Annotated in this window: 20 protein-coding genes; 8 read left to right on the forward strand and 12 right to left on the reverse strand. The window is 51.6% G+C overall.

The features are described 5' to 3' along the window. Nucleotides 1–12 precede the first annotated feature (12 nt). From AYJ59_RS10010 to AYJ59_RS10020, 3 genes are all read left to right on the forward strand, one after another. Nucleotides 13–675: an ABC transporter ATP-binding protein gene (locus AYJ59_RS10010; protein ID WP_051673559.1), complete on the forward strand. Its 663-nt coding sequence runs from the start codon at nucleotides 13–15 to the stop codon at nucleotides 673–675. A 40-nt stretch (nucleotides 676–715) separates the two neighbouring features. Continuing rightward, nucleotides 716–1,744 (forward strand): extracellular solute-binding protein, encoded by a 1,029-nt coding sequence (locus AYJ59_RS10015; protein WP_237260320.1) that lies wholly within the window; start codon nucleotides 716–718, stop codon nucleotides 1,742–1,744. Nucleotides 1,745–1,963: 219 nt separating this feature from the next. After that, nucleotides 1,964–3,580: an ABC transporter permease gene (locus tag AYJ59_RS10020; protein WP_127120007.1), complete on the forward strand. Its 1,617-nt coding sequence runs from the start codon at nucleotides 1,964–1,966 to the stop codon at nucleotides 3,578–3,580. Nucleotides 3,581–3,592: 12 nt separating this feature from the next. On the opposite strand, the gene AYJ59_RS12985 is transcribed toward AYJ59_RS10020, so the two are convergent. After that, entirely contained in the window at nucleotides 3,593–3,769 is a 177-nt protein-coding gene (locus AYJ59_RS12985; protein ID WP_164730764.1) for a hypothetical protein, read from the reverse strand. Between the two features lie 301 nt (nucleotides 3,770–4,070). Here AYJ59_RS12985 and AYJ59_RS10025 point away from each other — a divergent pair, with 301 nt between their 5' ends. The 4 genes from AYJ59_RS10025 to AYJ59_RS10040 all read left to right on the forward strand — a co-directional run bounded on the left by AYJ59_RS10025 (nucleotide 4,071) and on the right by AYJ59_RS10040 (nucleotide 9,227). Next, the gene (locus AYJ59_RS10025; protein ID WP_029939917.1) at nucleotides 4,071–4,379 is read left to right on the forward strand and encodes a c-type cytochrome; all 309 of its coding nucleotides are present in this window, start codon (nucleotides 4,071–4,073) and stop codon (nucleotides 4,377–4,379) included. A 160-nt stretch (nucleotides 4,380–4,539) separates the two neighbouring features. Continuing rightward, nucleotides 4,540–4,839, forward strand: coding sequence for a c-type cytochrome (locus tag AYJ59_RS10030; protein ID WP_029939916.1), 300 nt, complete (start codon nucleotides 4,540–4,542; stop codon nucleotides 4,837–4,839). 189 nt (nucleotides 4,840–5,028) lie between these two features. Next, entirely contained in the window at nucleotides 5,029–6,267 is a 1,239-nt protein-coding gene (gene serA, locus AYJ59_RS10035; RefSeq protein ID WP_029939915.1) for a phosphoglycerate dehydrogenase, read from the forward strand. A 158-nt stretch (nucleotides 6,268–6,425) separates the two neighbouring features. Next, nucleotides 6,426–9,227 carry an FAD-binding and (Fe-S)-binding domain-containing protein gene (locus AYJ59_RS10040; protein ID WP_127120008.1) on the forward strand — a complete coding sequence of 934 codons (2,802 nt, stop codon included), beginning with the start codon at nucleotides 6,426–6,428 and terminating at the stop codon, nucleotides 9,225–9,227. Nucleotides 9,228–9,306: 79 nt separating this feature from the next. Here the strand turns inward: AYJ59_RS10040 and der are convergent, their stop codons facing one another. From der to AYJ59_RS10095, 11 genes are all read right to left on the reverse strand, one after another. Continuing rightward, complete coding sequence (gene der / locus AYJ59_RS10045; protein WP_029939913.1) at nucleotides 9,307–10,749, reverse strand: ribosome biogenesis GTPase Der; 1,443 nt, start codon at nucleotides 10,747–10,749, stop codon at nucleotides 9,307–9,309. Then, on the reverse strand, nucleotides 10,746–11,984 hold the full coding sequence (gene bamB / locus AYJ59_RS10050; RefSeq protein WP_029939912.1) for an outer membrane protein assembly factor BamB: 1,239 nt from the start codon (nucleotides 11,982–11,984) through the stop codon (nucleotides 10,746–10,748). The genes der and bamB overlap by 4 nt, the downstream gene beginning before the upstream one ends. Before the next feature lie 26 nt (nucleotides 11,985–12,010). Then, nucleotides 12,011–12,652: a YfgM family protein gene (locus AYJ59_RS10055; RefSeq protein WP_127120009.1), complete on the reverse strand. Its 642-nt coding sequence runs from the start codon at nucleotides 12,650–12,652 to the stop codon at nucleotides 12,011–12,013. A 57-nt stretch (nucleotides 12,653–12,709) separates the two neighbouring features. After that, complete coding sequence (gene hisS, locus AYJ59_RS10060) at nucleotides 12,710–13,981, reverse strand: histidine--tRNA ligase (protein ID WP_127120010.1); 1,272 nt, start codon at nucleotides 13,979–13,981, stop codon at nucleotides 12,710–12,712. A 40-nt stretch (nucleotides 13,982–14,021) separates the two neighbouring features. Continuing rightward, entirely contained in the window at nucleotides 14,022–14,438 is a 417-nt protein-coding gene (locus AYJ59_RS10065) for a helix-turn-helix domain-containing protein (protein WP_127120011.1), read from the reverse strand. Then, nucleotides 14,431–15,564 carry a 23S rRNA (adenine(2503)-C(2))-methyltransferase RlmN gene (gene rlmN, locus AYJ59_RS10070; protein ID WP_127120012.1) on the reverse strand — a complete coding sequence of 378 codons (1,134 nt, stop codon included), beginning with the start codon at nucleotides 15,562–15,564 and terminating at the stop codon, nucleotides 14,431–14,433. The genes AYJ59_RS10065 and rlmN overlap by 8 nt, the downstream gene beginning before the upstream one ends. A gap of 10 nt (nucleotides 15,565–15,574) precedes the next feature. Next, nucleotides 15,575–16,000 (reverse strand): nucleoside-diphosphate kinase, encoded by a 426-nt coding sequence (gene ndk / locus AYJ59_RS10075; protein ID WP_127120013.1) that lies wholly within the window; start codon nucleotides 15,998–16,000, stop codon nucleotides 15,575–15,577. A gap of 156 nt (nucleotides 16,001–16,156) precedes the next feature. Continuing rightward, the gene (locus AYJ59_RS10080; protein ID WP_127120014.1) at nucleotides 16,157–16,483 is read right to left on the reverse strand and encodes a HesB/IscA family protein; all 327 of its coding nucleotides are present in this window, start codon (nucleotides 16,481–16,483) and stop codon (nucleotides 16,157–16,159) included. A gap of 17 nt (nucleotides 16,484–16,500) precedes the next feature. Further along, the gene (locus AYJ59_RS10085; protein ID WP_127120015.1) at nucleotides 16,501–16,929 is read right to left on the reverse strand and encodes an Rrf2 family transcriptional regulator; all 429 of its coding nucleotides are present in this window, start codon (nucleotides 16,927–16,929) and stop codon (nucleotides 16,501–16,503) included. Nucleotides 16,930–17,094: 165 nt separating this feature from the next. Continuing rightward, the gene (cysE, locus tag AYJ59_RS10090; RefSeq protein ID WP_127120016.1) at nucleotides 17,095–17,898 is read right to left on the reverse strand and encodes a serine O-acetyltransferase; all 804 of its coding nucleotides are present in this window, start codon (nucleotides 17,896–17,898) and stop codon (nucleotides 17,095–17,097) included. Between the two features lie 54 nt (nucleotides 17,899–17,952). Then, nucleotides 17,953–18,738, reverse strand: coding sequence for an RNA methyltransferase (locus AYJ59_RS10095; RefSeq protein ID WP_127120017.1), 786 nt, complete (start codon nucleotides 18,736–18,738; stop codon nucleotides 17,953–17,955). A gap of 65 nt (nucleotides 18,739–18,803) precedes the next feature. Here AYJ59_RS10095 and AYJ59_RS10100 point away from each other — a divergent pair, with 65 nt between their 5' ends. Then, on the forward strand, nucleotides 18,804–19,604 hold the full coding sequence (locus tag AYJ59_RS10100) for an inositol monophosphatase family protein (RefSeq protein WP_127120018.1): 801 nt from the start codon (nucleotides 18,804–18,806) through the stop codon (nucleotides 19,602–19,604). Nucleotides 19,605–19,640: the final 36 nt, after the last annotated feature.

The raw sequence follows: 19,640 nt of genomic DNA on the forward strand, positions 1-19,640 counted from the left end.
TGGAATCGCAACATGGTCGAACTGGATAAAGTCTGCATTAATTTGGGTCAGCAAGCCTTGTTCAAGGAGTTCACCCTATCGTTTGCCGCCGGCGAAATCATCGGGCTATTGGGCCCGAGCGGTTGTGGCAAGACGACCCTATTGCGCTCTATTGCCGGTTTCACGCCAATCCAATCCGGCGTCATCACCGTCAACGACCGTTGTCTGGCGTGCGATGGCCAATCTTTGCCGCCGGAAAAGCGTAACATCAGCATGGTGTTCCAAGACCACGCCCTCTTTCCACACCTGACGGTTGCGGAAAACATCGCCTTTGGCCTGCGCGGCCAATCCAAAACCGAACAACGTCGTCGTGTCGACGAACTCTTGACGATGATTCACTTGAACGACTTGGCAAACCGTTACCCGCACGAAATCTCCGGCGGTCAACAACAGCGCGTGGCCTTGGCTCGCGCCTTGGCACCGAAGCCGGCTTTGGTATTATTGGACGAACCTTTCTCCAACCTGGATCCGGCCTTGCGCCACCGTTTGGCGGAAGAAACCCGCCAGTGGTTGAAGCAGGAAAACACTCCGGCATTATTGGTCACCCATGACGAGACCGATGCGCAAACTCTCTGCGACCACTACGGCACACTGACCGCATCCAAAATCCAATTCGCCAATCCCACGGCGGCCTAAGCGCCGCCGAAAAAACCGATACTTATACCAGGAGCGCCTTGTGAAAAAACGTTCATTGAAACACGCTTTCGCCACCACTTTATTCTCCATTGCCAGCCTGGCAATGCTCGGTACCTCTCAATTAGCCTATGCCGATGACGAACTGGTGGTGTATTCTTCTCGAAAAGAGCACTTGATCAAGCCACTGTTCGACCAGTTCACAAAGGAAACCGGCATTCCGGTGACCTTACAAACCGGTAAAGCCAACGCCTTGATTGAGCGCTTGAAAGCCGAAGGCGAGCGCACCCAAGCGGACATTTTCATGACCGTTGACGCCGGCAACCTGTGGTATGCCGCCCAACAAGGGTTATTCCAACCCATGAACGTCGATCGAATTCAAGCAAAAATCCCGGCTCACCTGAGAGACCCGGACAATCTATGGACCGGTCTATCGGTGCGCGCCAGAACCATCGTGTATCACTCCGAGCGCGTTCAGCCCTCCGAACTGTCAAGCTACGAAGCTCTGGCAAACAACGCCTGGCACGGAAAGCTGTGCCTTCGCACGTCGAAAAAGGTGTATAACAAATCGCTGGTAGCGGCGATGATCGACCACGACGGCGCGACCAAAACCGAACAAGTTCTTACCGGCTGGGTAAGCAACCTTGCCGCGAAGCCACAGGCTAAAGACTCGCAAGTATTGAAGGCCATTGAAGCCGGTCAATGCGATGTCGGCATCGTCAACACTTACTACTACGGCCGCATGCAAGACAAGAACCCGCAAACAAAAATCAAACTGTTCTGGGCAAACCAAAACAGTTACGGCACACACATCAACGTCTCCGGAGCCGGCATTCTAAAGCACGCCCAACACCGAGAAGCCGCTCAAAAACTGCTGAACTGGCTGGCCTCCGACACGGCGCAAAAACAATTCGGCGGTGCCAACAAAGAATACCCGGCTAACCCGAAAATCCCGCTGGATCCGCAAGTCGCCAGCTGGGGCAGCTTTAAAGCCGACGACCTCAACCTGGCGATTGTCGGCAAACGCCAGGCCGAAGCCGTCAAACTGATGCAGAAAGCCAATTATAAATAACCGGACAACCGTAACCGTTCTCCTAAGACATTCAGCCCTTTTTAAAAGGGCTTTTTTTTTGTAAAACGCCCAGGCCTGCTTTTGAAGATGCCATCACCACGGTGACCCGATTACCTGAAAATCATAGGATTCCAAGCCGGAACGGATTAAAATAACGACTTTCGGCACGGATGCCGGTAACCGGATGGCCTAACACTCCATGACAAACACCAGACAACGATGAAAAGGTCGGCTTTGAAACCCTTTACCCTGTTTTCCAAACTGGCACTCTGGGCGTTGATACTACTCATTTCCCTGCCCATACTGAGCCTGGGCTTTTCCTGGCACCGTATTGACAGCGAGCTCTGGCAACACCTGTCGGACAACCTGCTACTCGAGCTGCTTGGAAACACTTTCCAATTATTATTGGGCGTGGCCATCGGCACCGGCGTGCTTGGTATCAGTCTCGCCTGGCTGGTGACCCGGTGTGAATTTCCCGGGCGCCGCTGGTTTGAGTGGCTACTCTTCCTGCCGTTCGCCGTGCCCGCTTACGTGCTGGCGTTTGTGTTTTTAGGAGTGTTCGACTACGCCGGTCCGGTACAATCCTTTTTCCGTGACACGCTCGATATGCAAGGTGGTCTCGACATCCGCGAAGGCGTCTGGGGCGTGGCCTTCATCATGAGTTTGGTGTTCTATCCCTATGTCTATCTGTTGACCCGAAGCGCCTTTCTGGCCCAACCGCCCAACTACACCGAAGCGGCCCGCAGCCTCGGTGACACCCCGTTTCGCGCCTTTTGGCGTGTTTCACTGCCACTGGCACGCCCCGCCGTCATTGCCGGGTTGTCGCTCGCACTGATGGAAGTCCTAGCTGACTTTGGCACCGTCGCCATTTTCAACTACGACACCTTTACCACAGCGATCTACTCGAGCTGGGTGGATTATCGCTCATTGGAAACCGCCGCTCAGTTGTCAACGCTGCTCCTCATCATTGCCGCGACGCTGATTGCATTGGAACACTACCAACGCGGCAAACGTGCGTTTCACAGTGGTTTGCCAAGGCAGCAAACCCGCTACCGCCTGCACGGCGTCAAAGCCATTGCAACCTGGGGTTACCTGTCGGGCGTGCTGTTGCTCGCCTTCGGCTTACCGCTGATACAACTCTCGCTATGGACCTACCAATCCTTTAGCGGTTGGGACCCTCGCCTCAGCGAATGGATCGGAAACAGTTTAATCCTGGCGGTCTTCTCCGCGTTGCTGACAGTGTTGATTGCCTTGATTCTCAATGCCGTTATTCACAACCATCCGTTGAGCCGCCTGCAAACTTTCGGCATTCGCTTCACAACGTTAGGCTACGCTTTGCCCGGTTCGGTACTGGCCGTCGGTGTCATGTTGTTCCTGTTTGAAGTGGACGGCCTGCTCGATGGTGGTTTGTGGTTCAGTAGCGGCCTGTTTGCACTGGTCATCGCCTATATGGTGCGCTTTATGGCTGTGGCCTTCGGTCCGGTGGAAAGCAGTTTCAAAACCATCAAACCATCCATCAGCGAAGCGGCACGGAACCTGGGAGCTTCTCCGCTTGAATTGTTCAAACGTATCTACTGGCCTTTACTGACCCCAGGCCTATTAACGGCGTTGTTTTTGGTGACGCTGGACATTCTCAAAGAGTTACCGGCCACCTATCTATTGCGCCCGTTCGGATGGGACACTTTGGCGGTGCGGACCTTTGAACTCAGTACGGAAGGTTTATATGAAGCGGCCGCGTTACCGGCCTTGGTATTGATGGGCATCGGCCTGGCAGGCCTGGTCATTATTGAAGTCTTGCGAGCGCGGGCCGAAAAGCGCCGCCCCATATCACACTAAAGACAATTGACGTCACTGGTTGGACACAAACCACACGGAAATCATATAGAAAAATGCCGTGCCACCCAGAATCGTAACCACCCAGAACAGAAACACCCACCCAAGGTGAAACGGCTTACCGGCCAGCTTCAATAGGTACCAACTGGCAATCGTCAATACAATAATGAACAACCAGACTTTTATAATCATATCGGACGTCCCCGCTTTGCTTTCAATGGTATAAGGTTATACCATAATCGGAGCTTTAATCGTCCGTTTTCCACCGAATCAGCTGATGCTGAAGTTGAAAAAGTCGCCGTTCATAAAAGCTTAAACAAACCTTTATCCATACTTTCTCAACACTTGTCAAAAAAACGCCAACAAGGCTCCATACATTGGCGCTCTTTCAAGCTTCCTTCAGGTTTTAGGCTTGACTAATGTTATGAATTCGTTTGTAATTGCACCCAGGGTAAAACCCGACTTTTTTTATCGTGCTTAGGAGAGTACAAAAATGAAAAAATTACTACTTGCATTATCTGCAACTTCTTTGATTGCTTTCGGTTCTGCTGCCAACGCAGCAGGTGACGCTACAGCTGGTCAAGCCGCTTACTCTACTTGTGTAGGTTGTCACGGTGCAGCTGGTGAAGGTGGTGTTGGACCAAAACTAGCTGGCCAACCTGCCGCTGACATCGTTGCTAAACTACACAAATACAAAGCCGGTGAGCAAGTTGGTCCAATGACTTCCATGATGGCGCCAATGGCCGCAGGTCTTTCTGACGCTGACATTGAAAACATCGCGGCTTACGTCCAAACACTTTAATTAGCCTCGCTACTTAAAGTCGAAAAAGCCGCTTCCATGCGGCTTTTTTTGTTTGTGCATTTTGCACTACCGACCTGACCGGCATCCCGTCTTTCTTGACCTGACTGCCGGAATCGTTTTTAATAAGCGCATCCAAAAACAATCAAAGCGAGTTAAAGCTATGAAAAAACTATTTTTAATCGCCTTCTCCAGCGGCCTATTGTTCAGCCAAGCAGCGTTTGCCGCCGACATGCCGGCTAAAGCGAAAACCTGTGTCGGCTGTCACGGTGTCGATGGAAACAGCGTTGTCCCAAATTTTCCAAAATTGGCCGGACAACACGCCCAGTACCTTGAAAAGGCGCTGAAGGACTTTAGAGATGGTTTCCGCAAGGACGCGACCATGCAAGCTTTCGCGAAAAACCTGAGCGACAAGGAAATCAAAGAACTGGCGGACTACTACGCTTCTCAAAAAGCTAAGTAAGCCATTCTCGACGGTTTCCGCCTCCCGTTCTTCTCTCCTTATAACTCGGGCGGAAACCGGCAACACCGGTCGCTTGCAAAAAGCGACTGGACACAAAACGATAACACACTGAAATTGTTTGAGTTCTCTCTACAATTTAAACCAAATCTTTTATAATTTCTCTTTTGAATGTAAGGCTTTGAAAACCCGATGAGCAACAAATCCAAATCTCTTGCCAAAGATAAGATCAAAATCCTTCTACTGGAAGGCCCACACCAAACCGCCACTGACGTATTCAATGAAAACGGCTACTACAACATCGAATACCACAAGGGGTCTCTCTCCGGTGACGAATTGAAAGCCAAAATCGCCGACGTCCACTTCATCGGTATCCGCTCCCGCACCAACTTGACGGCCGATGTTCTGGACGCTGCCAAGAAACTGGTCGGCATCGGCTGCTTCTGCATCGGTACCAACCAGGTGGATTTGCGCGCCGCCATGATGAAAGGCATTCCGGTTTTCAATGCGCCTTTCTCCAATACCCGCTCGGTTGCCGAATTGGTATTGGGCGAACTTTTGTTGCTGTCACGAGACATTCCGGCGAAAAACGCCAAGGTTCACCGTGGTGAATGGGACAAATCCGCCGCCGGTTCGGTGGAAGTCCGTGGTAAAACCCTGGGCATCATCGGATACGGTCACATCGGTACGCAATTGAGCATCATGGCGGAAAGCATCGGGATGCGTGTCAACTTCTACGACATCGAAACCAAACTGCCTTTGAGCAATGCGCGCCAAGTGAAATCACTGGATGACCTGCTACAGATGTCGGACGTCATCTCACTGCACGTTCCGGAAACCGATGAAACCAAGAACATGATGGGCGAAGCCGAGTTTGCCAAAATGAAAAAAGGCGCGATTTTCATCAACGCGGCTCGCGGTACCGTTGTCGATATCGACGCTTTGGCCGACGCCATCAAATCCGGTCACCTGGCCGGTGCCGCCATTGACGTTTTCCCACAGGAACCGAAATCCAACAACGAAGAATTCGTCTCCCCTTTGCGAGGCCTCGACAATGTGATTCTAACGCCGCACATCGGCGGCAGCACGGAAGAAGCCCAGGAAAATATCGGCCAGGAAGTGGCCACCAAATTGGTTCGTTACTCCGACACCGGCACCACGTTATCGGCTAAGAACTTCCCGGAAGTCTCCTTGCCGGAACACAAAAACCGCAGCCGCTTGTTGCATATTCACCGTAACCAGCCGGGCATCATGACGCAAATCAACGAATCGTTCGGCCAGCACAACATCAACATCGCGGCGCAATACTTGCAGACCAATTCCGAAATTGGTTACGTGGTCATCGATTTGGATTCCAAAGACCGTGAAACCGGCCTGAAGGAACTGAAAGCCATTGATGGCACCATCCGTACCCGCGTGATCCACGGTTAAATGCCTTGCCTTTCCGGCTTTTCAAAGCGGGAAAGGCACTCCAACCTTCCGGGGTTCGCCCCACCTCTCAAACGCTAAAAATCCTGCAATATCAAACCGAATCCATTAAAATAACCGCCTCCTAACGATTCTTTTCCCGTTTTTTGCAAGGTTATTTCATGATTTCGACTGATGCTTCCGTTTTTGAAATTTTTCCCGAAGAGTTCATCTATCCAACGGATACCGATGCCCTTCGTCAACGCATCCAAACCGCCTTGCAAAAAAAGCAGTCCATCACCATGCGTGCCGGCGGAACGTCCTTGGGCGGCCAAGCCATCGGTTCCGGTTTATTGGTGGATATTTCCAAACACCTGACCCGCATTTTGGATTACCGCCCGGAGCTGAAAGAAGTCGACGTCGAACCCGGCGTCATTCAGGATGACCTGAACGCCTTCGTCAAGCAGGATAACCTGCGTTTTGCACCGGACACCTCCACCTCAAATCGCGCCATGATCGGCGGCATGATCGGCAACAACTCTTGCGGTTCCTATTCGGTGTATTACGGCACCACCCGCGATCACGTCAAAGCGGTGGAAATGATTCTCGCCGACGGATCACAGGTACGTTTCGACGATCTAAGTGCCGAACAACTGTACGACAAACTGAACCTGCAATCGCTGGAAGGCGAAATTTACCGCACGGTCATCGACCTGCTGGAAAAACATGGTCCGGAAATCGTTGAACACTTCCCCGACCCATCGATTGTGCGCCGCACCACTGGCTATGCCTTGGACGTGCTTTACACCGATTATCAGCCCTTCAATCCGGACGGCAAACCGTTCAACCTAACACCGTTGATTTGCGGCAGTGAAGGCACCTTAGGCGTGATCACTCAGGCCACCTTGAACCTGGTGGTTTTGCCGACGCACCGCCAACTGTTTTGCGCCCATTTCGATTCGGTGTCCACCGCCATGAAAGCCGTACCGGAATACCTGCAATACGACCCGGCCGCAATTGAAATCATCGACAAAGCCACCCTGGACGGCACCAAAAACAATGTCGAACAAACCCACAACCGCTTCTGGGTCAAAGAAGACCCCGAAGCGGTTCTGGTGGTGGAATTATTTGATGAAGACGCCGACCGTTTACAAGAACGCCTAAAAAGTGGCCAGGCCTGGATGCTGGCGCAAGGCGCCTATGCCTGCCCGATTATCGAACCGCAAGACAGCGGCAAAGTCTGGAACCTGCGCAAAGCCGGCCTAGGCCTTTTGATGGGAAAACCGACGCGACAGAAAGCCGTCGCGGTGATTGAAGATGCCGCCATCCCCGTCAAAGCCTTACCGGATTTTTATCAAGATACCCAACAGTTGATGAGCGAACTGGGCATCGGCTGCGTCTACTACGGTCACGCCTCGGTCGGCTTGATTCACGTCCGCCCGGAGATGGACCTGGCCACCGAAGAAGGTCGACGTACCTTCCAGACGGTTGCGGAACGCAGTTCACAACTGGTTAAAAAATACCGCGGTGCGATTTCCGGCGAACACGGCGACGGTCGTATTCGCGCGCCCTTCATCAAAGAACAGGTCGGCGAAGCGGTCTACAGCTATCTGGTGCAACTCAAGCGTGCATTTGATCCGGAAAACCTGTTCAATCCGGGCGTGATTATTGGCGATGCGCCGATTACCGCCAACTTGCGCGCCGACCGCCAACCCAAACAATTGCTCAACCCGGGTTACGATTGGTCGAAAGACCTGTCATTGATGGATGCCGTGGAAAAATGTAACGGAGCCGGCGCTTGCCGTAAATCCGCTGGCAGCGGCACCATGTGTCCGTCTTACCAGGCGACTCGTGAAGAAAATTATTCAACTCGCGGTCGCAGCAACTTATTGCGCCACGCCCTGACCGAGCCAAACCCGGTCAAAGCCTTGAACCAGGACGAGTTACAAGACGCCCTATCCTTGTGCCTGGGCTGTAAAGCCTGTAAAACCGAATGCCCGGCGAGTGTCGACATGGCGCGTTTGAAATCGGAAGTGCTGTATCAAATCAATCGCTTTTCCTTGAGCAAACTGTCGATTAAATTCTACGGTGAACTCATGCGTCTGGGCGCGATTTTCCCAGCCATCTACAATTGGACGCAAAACTTGTCCCTGGTGAAAAAAGTCATGGGTGTTGATGTACGCCGCACCCTGCCGAAGCTGGAAAAACAGTCATTGTCCGCTTGGTGGAAACAACACTCGAAAATGGCCCCTGAAGCGCCGCAAAACACCCATCATACCATTTGGGTATTGGCGGACCTATACATCCAGTACCAGGAACCCAAAATCGGCCAGTCCGCCATCCAAACGCTTCAAAAGCTGGGCTTTGATGTCAAACCGGTGTTTTTAAAATCATCGCCGCGTGCGTTGCTGAGCCAAGGCCTGCTCAAGGAAGCCAAACAGGCATTGACCGGCATCCAGCAACAATTAAAGGACGTGGCCGAATCCGATTACATTGTCGGCATCGAACCGTCGGACACCCTGGTCTGGCGCGACGAAGCCAAAGACTTGATTGCCCCAAACGACCAGGCCTGGGCGTTTTCGTCGGTGTTATTGTTTGAGGAATTGATGCTGAAACTCCACGCGCAAATGGACTTGAACCTCGGACCGGTCCCCCGCACCGCCTGGCTACACGTGCATTGCCATCAAAAATCCCTGGCACAAGCTCAGGAAGCCGTGAAAGCCTTGAATCTGATTCCGGAGCTACAGATTCAATACATCAACTCCGGTTGCTGCGGCATGTCTGGGGAATTCGGTTATAAGAATTACGACGTCTCGTTGAAAATCGCCAATCAAACGCTATTGCCGACCTTGGAAAAATCGAAAGACGACGATCTGGTAATTGCCACCGGTACCAGCTGCCGCCACCAGTTGGAAGACTTCGCCGACAAACACGCGTTGCACCCGGCGGAAATCTTCCATCAAGCGGTGTGCAACCGACCCTAAACGCAAAAACCCGCAAAGGCGGGTTTTTTATTCGACCATCTCAGCGAACAACTGAGCCGGTTTGACGTTCCATCCCCAGCTAATGGGTCCGGCGTTTCTGCTGTGGCTTTTTCTTCTTTTTACGTTTCAGGTAAGCATTCTCCGCCTGAGATTCCGACTTGCCGCGACGATGCGTGAAATTGGATTTACGATTTTCATAAGGATTCGCCGTCACTTTGTATTCAATCATAACCGGTGTGCCCACCCATTTAAACGCTTTACGGAACACGTTCATCAAATACTTGGTGTAGGCCTGAGGCAGCTTATCCACCTGCGTACCGTGGATAATGACACGAGGCGGATTCAGCCCGCCCAAATGCGCATAACGCAACTTCACGCGACGCCCACCAATCAATGGCGGCTGATGGTCTAACACCGCTTGCGTCAACACGCGGTTCAAGTCCGAAGTGGAGACCTGCTTCATGGCGGCTCGATAAACGGCGCCAATGGTTTTGAACAGGTCGCCGACACCCGTGCCATGTAACGCGGAAATCAAATGCTTTTTGGCATAGTCGACGAAATGCAGTTTGTATTCCAATTCATGCTTAATCTTATCGCGCTGTTCTTGCGACAGGTTATCCCATTTATTGATGGCGAGAATCAAACCGCGCCCCGACTCCAGAGCCAGCCCCAATAGCGTCAAGTCCTGGTCGGTAATACCTTCGGAACCGTCAATGACCAACACCACCACATTGGAAGACTCCATGGCTTCAATGGCTTTGACGATACTGAACTTTTCGATTTTTTCTTTGATGTTCTTACGGCGACGCACCCCGGCGGTGTCGATTAAGGTATAGAGCTGTCCGGCCCGTTCAAAGGGAACATAAATGCTGTCACGCGTGGTGCCCGGCATATCGAACGCCACTACACGCTCTTCGCCGATCATGCGATTGATGAGCGTGGACTTGCCCACATTCGGGCGTCCGATCACCGCGACACGAATGCCGGGATGTTTGTCCAAATCCAGCTCGTCTTCGTCTTCTTCATCACGACCGACTTCGGCCAAAACGGCTTCCATCACTTCATTCACGTTATCGCCATGCGCGGACGAAATCACAAAAGGGTCGCCCAAGCCCATCTGATAAAAGTCGCTGGCCATCATGGTTTTATCGTGGCCTTCGGCTTTGTTCACCAGCAGATAAACCGGCTTATCGAAATGGCGGATGTATCCGGCAATGGTTTCGTCGGCGGGAATAAGTCCCGAACGACCGTCCACCAGAAACAGAACCGCATCCGCCTCGGAAATCGCCGTCTGAACCTGACCGGCCATCAACGGATCGACGCCTTCTTGCTCGCCGCTCAGACCACCGGTGTCCACGACAATATAGGGCTTGCCGCCCACTCGACCTGTGCCGTATTGACGATCTCGAGTCAAGCCCGGATAATCGGCCACAATGGCATCACGCGATCGCGTCAAACGGTTGAATAGGGTCGATTTTCCGACATTCGGGCGCCCAACCAGCGCAATGACCGTTTTACTCACGGTGTATCCTTTTGTTCGATGATGCCCAGTGGGTCTTCCGGATGATTGAACTCATACCAGTCGGAAGGTTGAATGGTGTAGGCGGTATTGAAGCCGTCGTTATCCTGAACGTAAATCCGCTTTCCAGCCACGTTCACTCGGACAATACGATCACTGGTGCCGTATTCGCTGCCCACTTCGACACGCGCGACTGCCGTGCCATCGATTTTGTCAATCCAATGAATGTAACCGAGGTCGTCGGCCAATAAAATCTGGTTGGTGCCATAGAAAACCGGGTCGGCCAACTGACGATATTTAAAACGATCCTGCTTCCACAACTGCGTGCCGTTCACATAGTCAATCGCATAGACGATGTCGTCCTCATCCACAATGTAAAGCGCCTGTTGGTCAATCAAAAAATCACGGAAACCGGAAATGTCTTTGGCCCAATACAAATTGCCGTTTTCCGGATTCAACGCCACCAACTTGCCTTGATAGCCCAAAACGAACAGGCGACCGCCTTTCATAATCAAAGCCGCTTGAATGTCGACCATACGCTCCAAGTCGGTCCGGCCTTTCGGAATGATCACCTGCACCTGCCAGCGCCGCTCGCCGGTCGCCGCATCCAAAGCCTCGACTTTGCCGCTTTCCCATCCGACGTACAAAGTGCCCTCGTCGTAGGTAACGGGCGCGATGCCGCGCAGTGACAAGTTCGGTAATTGGTGTTCGACCACCCAGTTAATTTTGCCGGACGTGGCATTGACGGAATACAATTTCCCGTCCACCGTGCGGACATAGGCTTGCCCCTCCACAACGATGGCACGGCTCAAAACTTCGCTCGAAACCGGCGTTTGCCAAACGATGTGTCCGTCTTTCTGCGACAACGCCATCACATGCGCCTTGGAAGTGCCGATAATCAATAAATCGTCATAAAGCGTCGGCCCCGACACCACCGGTTCGTTCAGTTTCTTCTGCCAAACGACCTGATCGGTCCACCGCCCTTGCGGTTGAGTTAAAGCCTTGGTGATGTTTCCGGACGGCACACCGAAATAAATCGTGTCTTCCCCCTTGGCGAAATACAGACCTTCACTGTCGGAATATTTGAATCCGTCCACCTGAAGCTGCCAATCCTTATGCGCTTGATAAGGCGAAGACATTTCAATCAAAGGGGCCGGAACCCGGACCACCTTCGGTGAGGAGCATGCCACCAATTGGGTCGCCAGCACAGCGGCCACCCCCAGCTTTAACCAATCCATTCTCACGTAACTTCTCTAACCTCTCGTTAACCGGCCAAATCATCCAGTTTCAGTCTGGCCAGATTATGCAGCCCCTGTGGCGCGTCATTGTTGTCCAATACTTTCTGCAACGCGGTTTTGGCCTGCTCAATCTCGCCTTCCGCTAACGCCAATTCAGCCGCTTGGAAATCGTAGTTTCCTTTCTCAGCCGGGCTCAAAGAATCCGTCGCAACCGTGCTCAAGGTGGTTTGCGCCGCAGCAAATTCTTTTTTCTGAATGAACAATTCCACCAAACGCAATTGGGCAATGAATTGAATCGCTTGCCCCGGGGCGTTTTCAACCACCCAGTTATAGTTTTCAACCGCCTTGTCCATATTGCCTTCTTCGAAATAGTGTTTGGCAATCATTAAGGCCACACCCGAGGAGTAAGGACTGCCCGGCTGTTCTTCCATCAGTTTCAAACCATCACGTAACACATCCCCCAAAGCGCCTTGCTGCTGCTTGGATTGCATCACCTCAAAAACGGCCGATGCGTTCATGGATTCCGCTAATTTGGCATTGCTCCAATAAGTCCAGCCGGTCCAGGCCAGTACGATGACCAAAATACCGGACAACAACTGGGTACCATTCTGTTTCCACCAGCTTTTCAGTGCAGCGACTTGTTCTTCATCTGTTTCGTAACGACTCATAATTTCATCCTAATTGAGGCTAAACGGTGTTAATTGTAATCAATATTTCAATTCGATTTATTGAAAGACATCGGACAAATGGGTCAATAAGCCTGACCAATCCATCAACGCTTGCTCGCGATCTTCTCGCAAATATTTCACGGCGATTTTCTGCTGTTGCACTTCGTCTTCGCCCAACACCAGCGCCACGCGTGCGCCGGATTTATCGGCTTTCTTGAACTGACTCTTGAAGCTGCCGCCCCCGCAGTTCATCTGCACCGTCAATTCAGGCAGATAATCACGGATTTGTTCGGAAATCACCAGGCCTGGGCGTTTTGCCGCTTCACCGGCCAGCACCAGATAGACATCCGGTGCCGCATTGTGTTCGACCAAATCTTTATCGATCAGCAACGCCATCAGACGTTCGATGCCCATGGCAAAACCGACCGCCGGTGTCGGCTTACCGCCAATCTGCTCGACCAAACCGTCATAGCGCCCACCGGCACACACGGTGCCTTGAGCACCCAGTTCCGTCGTGACCCATTCGAATACGGTTCGGTTGTAGTAATCCAAGCCGCGCACCAGATTCGGGTTTTCCGTATACGGAATGCCCACATCATCCAGATAAACTTTCAGATCATCGTAATGCTGTTTCGATTCGGCATCCAAGTGATCGATTAATTTCGGCGCACCGTCAACCACGGCTTTCATATCCGGGTTTTTGGTATCCAGAATCCGCAACGGATTGCTTTCCAAACGACGCAGACTGTCTTCATCCAGTTCCGATTTATGCGCTTCCAAATACTCGACCAGTAAATCGCGGTAGGCCTGACGTGCTTCCTGACTTCCCAAGGAGTTGATTTGCAGCTCCAGATTTTCCAACCCCAAACGTTCCCAAAGACGAGCCGATAACACGATCAATTCGGCATCGATATCGACCGAATCCAGCCCGAAAACTTCCACTCCAAACTGGTGAAACTGACGATAACGGCCTTTCTGCGGGCGCTCGTAACGGAACATCGGCCCCGTGTAATACAGTTTTTGAATTTGGTTGTGCGCCAAGCCGTTTTGAATCACGGCGCGGACACAACCGGCTGTGCCTTCCGGACGCAAGGTCAGGCTATCGCCATTGCGGTCGTCGAAAGTATACATTTCTTTTTCGACAATATCGGTCACTTCCCCGATGGAGCGCGCGAATAATTCGGTCTTTTCCACCAACGGCAGTCGAATGGAAGCAAAACCGTATTGATTCAAAACCGATTGCGCTGTATTGACCAGGTAATCAAACGCTTCCGCCTGTTCGCCGTACAAGTCGTTCATGCCGCGAATAGCCGTAATTTGTTTTGACATAGCTGAATTCTTTCTCTTAATTTAGTGGGTAATCGAAACGTTAAACATTGAGGGTGATGAGCAGCGCAACAATTGCAATGATCAACAGCACGGTAATGATGCGCATGGCGGCGATGGACAGCAATGGCTTGGCCGTTTGCTCTTCCAAATCGACCGATTGCAGGCTGGAACCGATTTGAATGGCTTCCGGAAACAGATGTTCATACTCCACCAAATCCACGTTCATCAATTCGGCGTAATTACGAATATAACCGCGTTGAAACGGATCCAACGTCTGCAAATCGAACCCGTCGCTTTCGAAGTGTTCGATATGCTGTTTGGCGATTTTCAATTGTTCGGCCACATCACCGACCGACAAGGCTTTTTGTTCACGCGCCGCCAGCAGCTTTTGCCCAAGCTCGCGGGACAACAATCCGTCGTGTGCTACCTTTTCTTCTTCCATTTCCGGGCTAGCCATGTAATCTATCCAAGTTAACGGTTTGCAAAGTACGTTTGGTGCGGTCTTTCACCTTACCGGCCAATTGGCCGCAGGCCGCGTCGATGTCATCACCACGCGTCCGCCGCACCGTGCAATTGACGCCGGCTTTCATTAACGCATCCTGAAAGCGGTGCACCGCGTTGTTGGACGAGCGCTTGTAAGGTGCATTCGGAAAAGGGTTGAACGGAATCAGGTTCACTTTACACGGCAAATCGCCCAACAATTCAATCAACTGACGAGCATGTTCCAGACGATCATTCACCTGATCCAACATGACATACTCAACCGTCACGTGCTTTTTACTGTGACCGCCTTCCACGAAGCGGTGCAAGGCCGGCATCAACACTTCCAACGGATACTTTTGGTTAATCGGCACCAACTCGTCCCGCAACGCATTGTTCGGGGCGTGCAATGAAATGGCCAAGCTGACGTCAACGGAGGATTTAATTTTATCGATGGCCGGCACCACTCCGGCCGTACTGATGGTCACGCGGCGCTTCGACAAGCCATAGGCATTGTCGTCCATCAGAATGCGCGCCGCGGGGAAAGTGTGCGTTACATTTAATAACGGCTCCCCCATCCCCATAAACACCACATTGGAAATGACGCGTTCTTCTTTCGGCTTGCAGCCCAGTGCCTTGTTGGCGACCCACATTTGCGCGATGATTTCCCAGTTTTCCAAGTTACGGTTAAACCCTTGCTGACCGGTGGAACAAAAGCTGCATTCCAACGCACAGCCGACCTGAGATGAAATACACAAGGTACCGCGTGTTTTTTCCGGGATGAATACAGTTTCCACACTGTTGTGGTTGTCCACTTCAAGCAACCACTTGATTGTGCCGTCCTCCGAGCGTTGCTCGGAAACGATTTTCGGGGTACGGATCACGGCTTTTTGTTTCAGTTTTTCGCGCAAGGCTTTGCTGAGGTTGGTCATCTCATCGAAATCACTGACACCGAACTGATGAATCCATTTCATCACCTGCGCAGCACGAAACGGCTTCTCCCCAATCTGAGTGAAGAATTCCGCCAGGCCTGCCATATCCATGCCCAGCAAGTCGGTTTTATGATCGACCTGTTCCGTTGCTTGCAAATCCGTTTGAGTCATAATCGGCCTATCAATTGCCTGAAAAAATTTCAATTTCGCTGAAGAAGTAACTGATTTCACGCGCCGCACTTTCCGGCGAATCGGAACCGTGTACCGAGTTTTGCTGCATCGACACGGCAAAATCTTTACGGATGGTGCCGGCGTCCGCTTTCTCCGGATCCGTCGTCCCCATCACCTGGCGATTTTTCGCGATGGCGTCTTCGCCTTCCAGTACTTGCACAATAATCGGCCCGGCGGTCATATTGTTGACCAGCGTTTCGTAGAAAGGCTTGCCTTCATGCTCGGCGTAAAACCCTTCCGCTTCTCCGCGTGTCAGGAATACCATTTTCGACGCCACCACTTTCAAGCCATTTTGTTCCAAACGACTTAAAATTTCACCAATCAAATTACGCTTCACCGCATCCGGTTTAATAATCGAAAACGTCCTTTCCAGCATGTCACTCACTACCCAATATTTTAGAATTAGCTTATTTTAACAATCTCATAAAAACATTGCAGAAAAAAGGTTTTTAAAATCAGCGAAAAAGCCCTTTATCGAAAAAAAAAGCCCCGGGATTCCGAGGCCTTTTCTGATGTTGTCGAAAGACGTTATTTAAACGCTGAACGATTCTCCGCAACCGCAAGAATCTTTCACGTTCGGGTTATTAAATTCAAACCCTTCGTTCAGGAGACTTTCCTTGACGTAATCCAACTCCATTCCGTCAATTTGTTCCAAACTTTTTTTCGGCACCACAACTTGAACCCCAAAGCTTTCATAAACATTGTCGCCTTCGGTAATTTCGTCCGCATAATCCACCACATAAGCAAACCCGGTGCACCCGCTGACTTTGGTCGAAACCTTCAAGCCAATGCCGTGCCCGCGTTTATCCAACATGGTTTTAACGCGTTGTGCAGCCGCTTCTGTCAATGTCACTGCCATAATTACTCCATTTCCGCTTACGCTAATTGCACTTCTTTCGCGACGGAACGCCCGTCGATAATTTGCTGCAACGTCACGCCACTGAGGAAACCTTGAATCATATCACTTAAATCCGCCCAAAGCTCGTGCGACAAGCATTGCATGCCGTTCTGACAATTCGATTGCCCACGGCAGCGTCTCGGTTCCAAATCCTCATTCACAGCGGAAATCACCTGACTGACGGTGATTTCACCCGCATCACGACTCAAGCGGTAACCGCCGCCCGGCCCTCTGGCACTCAAAACCAAGTCCGCTTTTTTCAGTTTGGCGAAAATTTGCTCCAAATAGGAAAGCGAAATATCCTGTCGCTCGGAAATCATCGCCAAAGTAATTGGACCTTTGGACTGATTCAAGGCGATATCCAGCATGGCGGTTACTGCATATCGTCCTTTTGACGTGAGTTTCATAACTGTCAACCCTTCTGCAAATGCTTGGTGGCCAACCTTTCTTCGCTCAAATGCGAATGAAACCGCCACTCAATTGTTAATCAATTGTTAATCAATTGTAACATTTTACAATAACCTAGCGAACAACTCAAGAATTAGTCCAATTTCAAGCATTTATTCAAGGTTCTACTTGGGTGCTTCGCCCGCTTCATGCGGTTTTACATGCGCTCGCTGCTCCGGATCATCCGGTTCCAATACCGCATCATCCAGACTCGGCAAATCCACATGCGTGTCCGCCCCACCCAATTTTTGAACCTGTTCGTTCAAGCGCTCCAGTTGCTCGTCCTGACTTTGCACATGATCCAGCAAACTGTAAATGGCCTTCTCCACCGGATCTTCGACGTCCTGACCCACACCATAAGCATCGAACCCGATTTTCTGCGCCATTTTCTGGCGGCGTTTTTCCTTCGCGCTCAGATTGGTCTCCACCACACGCCCGGGAATCCCGACCACTGTCCGATTATTCGGCACGGATTTAATCACCACGGCATTGGAACCGATACGGGCATCGTCGCCAATTTCGATTGGCCCCAGCACTTTCGCACCGGCACCGACCACCACACGATTCCCCAACGTTGGATGACGCTTGCCTTCATTCCAGCTGGTGCCCCCCAGGGTCACACCATGATACAAAGTACAGTCATCCCCGATTTCAGCGGTTTCCCCGATGACCACTCCCATGCCGTGATCGATAAAGAAACGGTTGCCGATTTTCGCCGCCGGATGGATTTCAATGCCGGTAAACCAACGCGCCAAACCGGAGATGAAACGCGCCAGCCACTTCAAGCCCAAGCCCCACAACCAATGCGATAGTCGATACCACAGAACCGCATGCAGCCCCGGGTAGGTGGTTAGGACTTCAAAGCTGTTCCGTGCCGCCGGATCTCGGTCAAATACGGATTGAATGTCGTCTCTGATTCGTTTAAACATGCCGTTTCCTTAAATGGGTAAGCGTCAAAAAACGTAAAACTAATGAACGGTATTTTAATCCCGATCCTGAGTCAGGGTTTTTAATTGATTCGACTGGCGCTGCGCCGCGGTCAAGATGCCTCGTAAAATATCGATTTCCTTGACATCCAATTGACTGCGATTGAACAATCGACGCATACGACGCATAAAGCGAGCATTTTTGGACGGGTCCAAAAACGCGATGTCCTGCAACGCCTGATACAGATGATCGTAAAATCCTTCCAACTGTTCGGCACTCGCCAACTGGTGCCGATATCCTTCGGCCTGATGCACGCTCTTGATATCGGTCGCCATCAGAAACTCATAAACGAACACCTGCACCGCCGCCGCGATATTCAGCGAGCTGTACGTCGGATTGGTTGGAATGTGTGCCAAATAATGGCACTTATCCATCTCCGCATTGCTCAAGCCCGAATCTTCGCGGCCGAACAGAATCGCCACCTGCGCTTGCGCATCCGCCGAAACCGTTTCCATCGCCAATTGTGCCGTCTGACGTACGTCCAGTTGCGGCCAAGATACTTTGCGCATCCGCGCACTGGCACCGACCACCACCTGACAATCCGCAATGGCGTCATCCAAGTTCGCCACCACTTGCGCGTCATTCAACACATCGGCGGCGCCAGACGCCCGTACCGACGCTACTTGACTCGGGAATTCCTTAGGGTTCACCAGCACCAATTGGCTCAACCCCATATTCTTCATGGCACGCGCAACCGCCCCGATATTGCCCGGGTGTGACGTCTCCACCAGAACAATTTTAATCTTTGCCAAATTCGGGTGCGTTCTGTAATCTTCTACCATGCTTTTTCCGCTATAATGCGCCTATATTCGAATAACCGATTATTCTAACAACTGGAACTGAACTTATGCATCCTATTTTAAATATTGCCACCATTGCGGCGAAAGAAGCCGGTGAATTCATCGCCAACCAGCTGGAGCACATTGATCGGCTCGATATTGAAGAAAAAGGGCGCAACGACTATGTCAGCGAAGTCGATAAACATGCCGAACGCATCATCATCGACACCATTCGAAAATACCACCCGGATCACAGCATCAAAGCCGAAGAAAGCGGACACCACCAAACCGATTCGGATTTTGAATGGATCATCGACCCGCTGGACGGCACCACCAACTTTTTACACCAGTTTCCGCAATTCGCGGTGTCCATCGCAGTGACCGAAAAAGGCCGCCTGATGCACGGTGTGGTTTACGACCCATTGCGTGACGAACTCTTCTCCGCCAGTCGTGGTGCCGGTGCCCGCCTCAACAACTACCGCATCCGCGTCAGTGAACAGAAAACCCTGCAAAACGCCCTGATGGCGACCGGCATCCCATATTACGACTTTGAATACGTTGATGCCTACCTGGAAAGCTTGAAGCAATTCATGCTGACAACCGCCGGCATCCGACGTGCGGGGTCCGCGGCGCTGGACTTGGCATACGTCGCTTGCGGACGCGTGGACGGTTATTGGGAAATGCGTTTAAAACCTTGGGACATTGCCGCCGGTGCCTTGATTGTGACCGAAGCGGGCGGCATGGTCAGTGATTTCAAAGGCGGCGACAAATACCTGGAATCGGGCAACCTGATTGCTGCCAACGGCAAAATGCTGAAAGAAATGGCGAAAATCATCGGCAAAACCATTCCGGAAGAATTCCGAAACTAATCGGTTTAAAACACCGCCAAACCCAAAAACGGCCAG

It is taken from the genome of Thiomicrospira sp. S5 (assembly GCF_003991075.1).
Lineage (GTDB): Bacteria > Pseudomonadota > Gammaproteobacteria > Thiomicrospirales > Thiomicrospiraceae > Hydrogenovibrio > Hydrogenovibrio thermophilus.

Coding starts and splice junctions, on each gene's coding strand:
- AYJ59_RS10030 (WP_029939916.1), top strand. CDS start 4,540: ATGAAAAAACTATTTTTAATCGCCTTCTCCAGCGGCCTATTGTTCAGC.
- rlmN (WP_127120012.1), bottom strand. CDS start 15,564: ATGACTCAAACGGATTTGCAAGCAACGGAACAGGTCGATCATAAAACC.
- AYJ59_RS10065 (WP_127120011.1), bottom strand. CDS start 14,438: ATGGCTAGCCCGGAAATGGAAGAAGAAAAGGTAGCACACGACGGATTG.
- AYJ59_RS12985 (WP_164730764.1), bottom strand. CDS start 3,769: ATGATTATAAAAGTCTGGTTGTTCATTATTGTATTGACGATTGCCAGT.
- AYJ59_RS10055 (WP_127120009.1), bottom strand. CDS start 12,652: ATGAGTCGTTACGAAACAGATGAAGAACAAGTCGCTGCACTGAAAAGC.
- AYJ59_RS10095 (WP_127120017.1), bottom strand. CDS start 18,738: ATGGTAGAAGATTACAGAACGCACCCGAATTTGGCAAAGATTAAAATT.
- ndk (WP_127120013.1), bottom strand. CDS start 16,000: ATGCTGGAAAGGACGTTTTCGATTATTAAACCGGATGCGGTGAAGCGT.
- AYJ59_RS10020 (WP_127120007.1), top strand. CDS start 1,964: ATGAAAAGGTCGGCTTTGAAACCCTTTACCCTGTTTTCCAAACTGGCA.
- serA (WP_029939915.1), top strand. CDS start 5,029: ATGAGCAACAAATCCAAATCTCTTGCCAAAGATAAGATCAAAATCCTT.
- hisS (WP_127120010.1), bottom strand. CDS start 13,981: ATGTCAAAACAAATTACGGCTATTCGCGGCATGAACGACTTGTACGGC.
- cysE (WP_127120016.1), bottom strand. CDS start 17,898: ATGTTTAAACGAATCAGAGACGACATTCAATCCGTATTTGACCGAGAT.
- bamB (WP_029939912.1), bottom strand. CDS start 11,984: ATGGATTGGTTAAAGCTGGGGGTGGCCGCTGTGCTGGCGACCCAATTG.
- AYJ59_RS10100 (WP_127120018.1), top strand. CDS start 18,804: ATGCATCCTATTTTAAATATTGCCACCATTGCGGCGAAAGAAGCCGGT.
- AYJ59_RS10085 (WP_127120015.1), bottom strand. CDS start 16,929: ATGAAACTCACGTCAAAAGGACGATATGCAGTAACCGCCATGCTGGAT.
- AYJ59_RS10080 (WP_127120014.1), bottom strand. CDS start 16,483: ATGGCAGTGACATTGACAGAAGCGGCTGCACAACGCGTTAAAACCATG.
- AYJ59_RS10040 (WP_127120008.1), top strand. CDS start 6,426: ATGATTTCGACTGATGCTTCCGTTTTTGAAATTTTTCCCGAAGAGTTC.
- AYJ59_RS10010 (WP_051673559.1), top strand. CDS start 13: ATGGTCGAACTGGATAAAGTCTGCATTAATTTGGGTCAGCAAGCCTTG.
- AYJ59_RS10025 (WP_029939917.1), top strand. CDS start 4,071: ATGAAAAAATTACTACTTGCATTATCTGCAACTTCTTTGATTGCTTTC.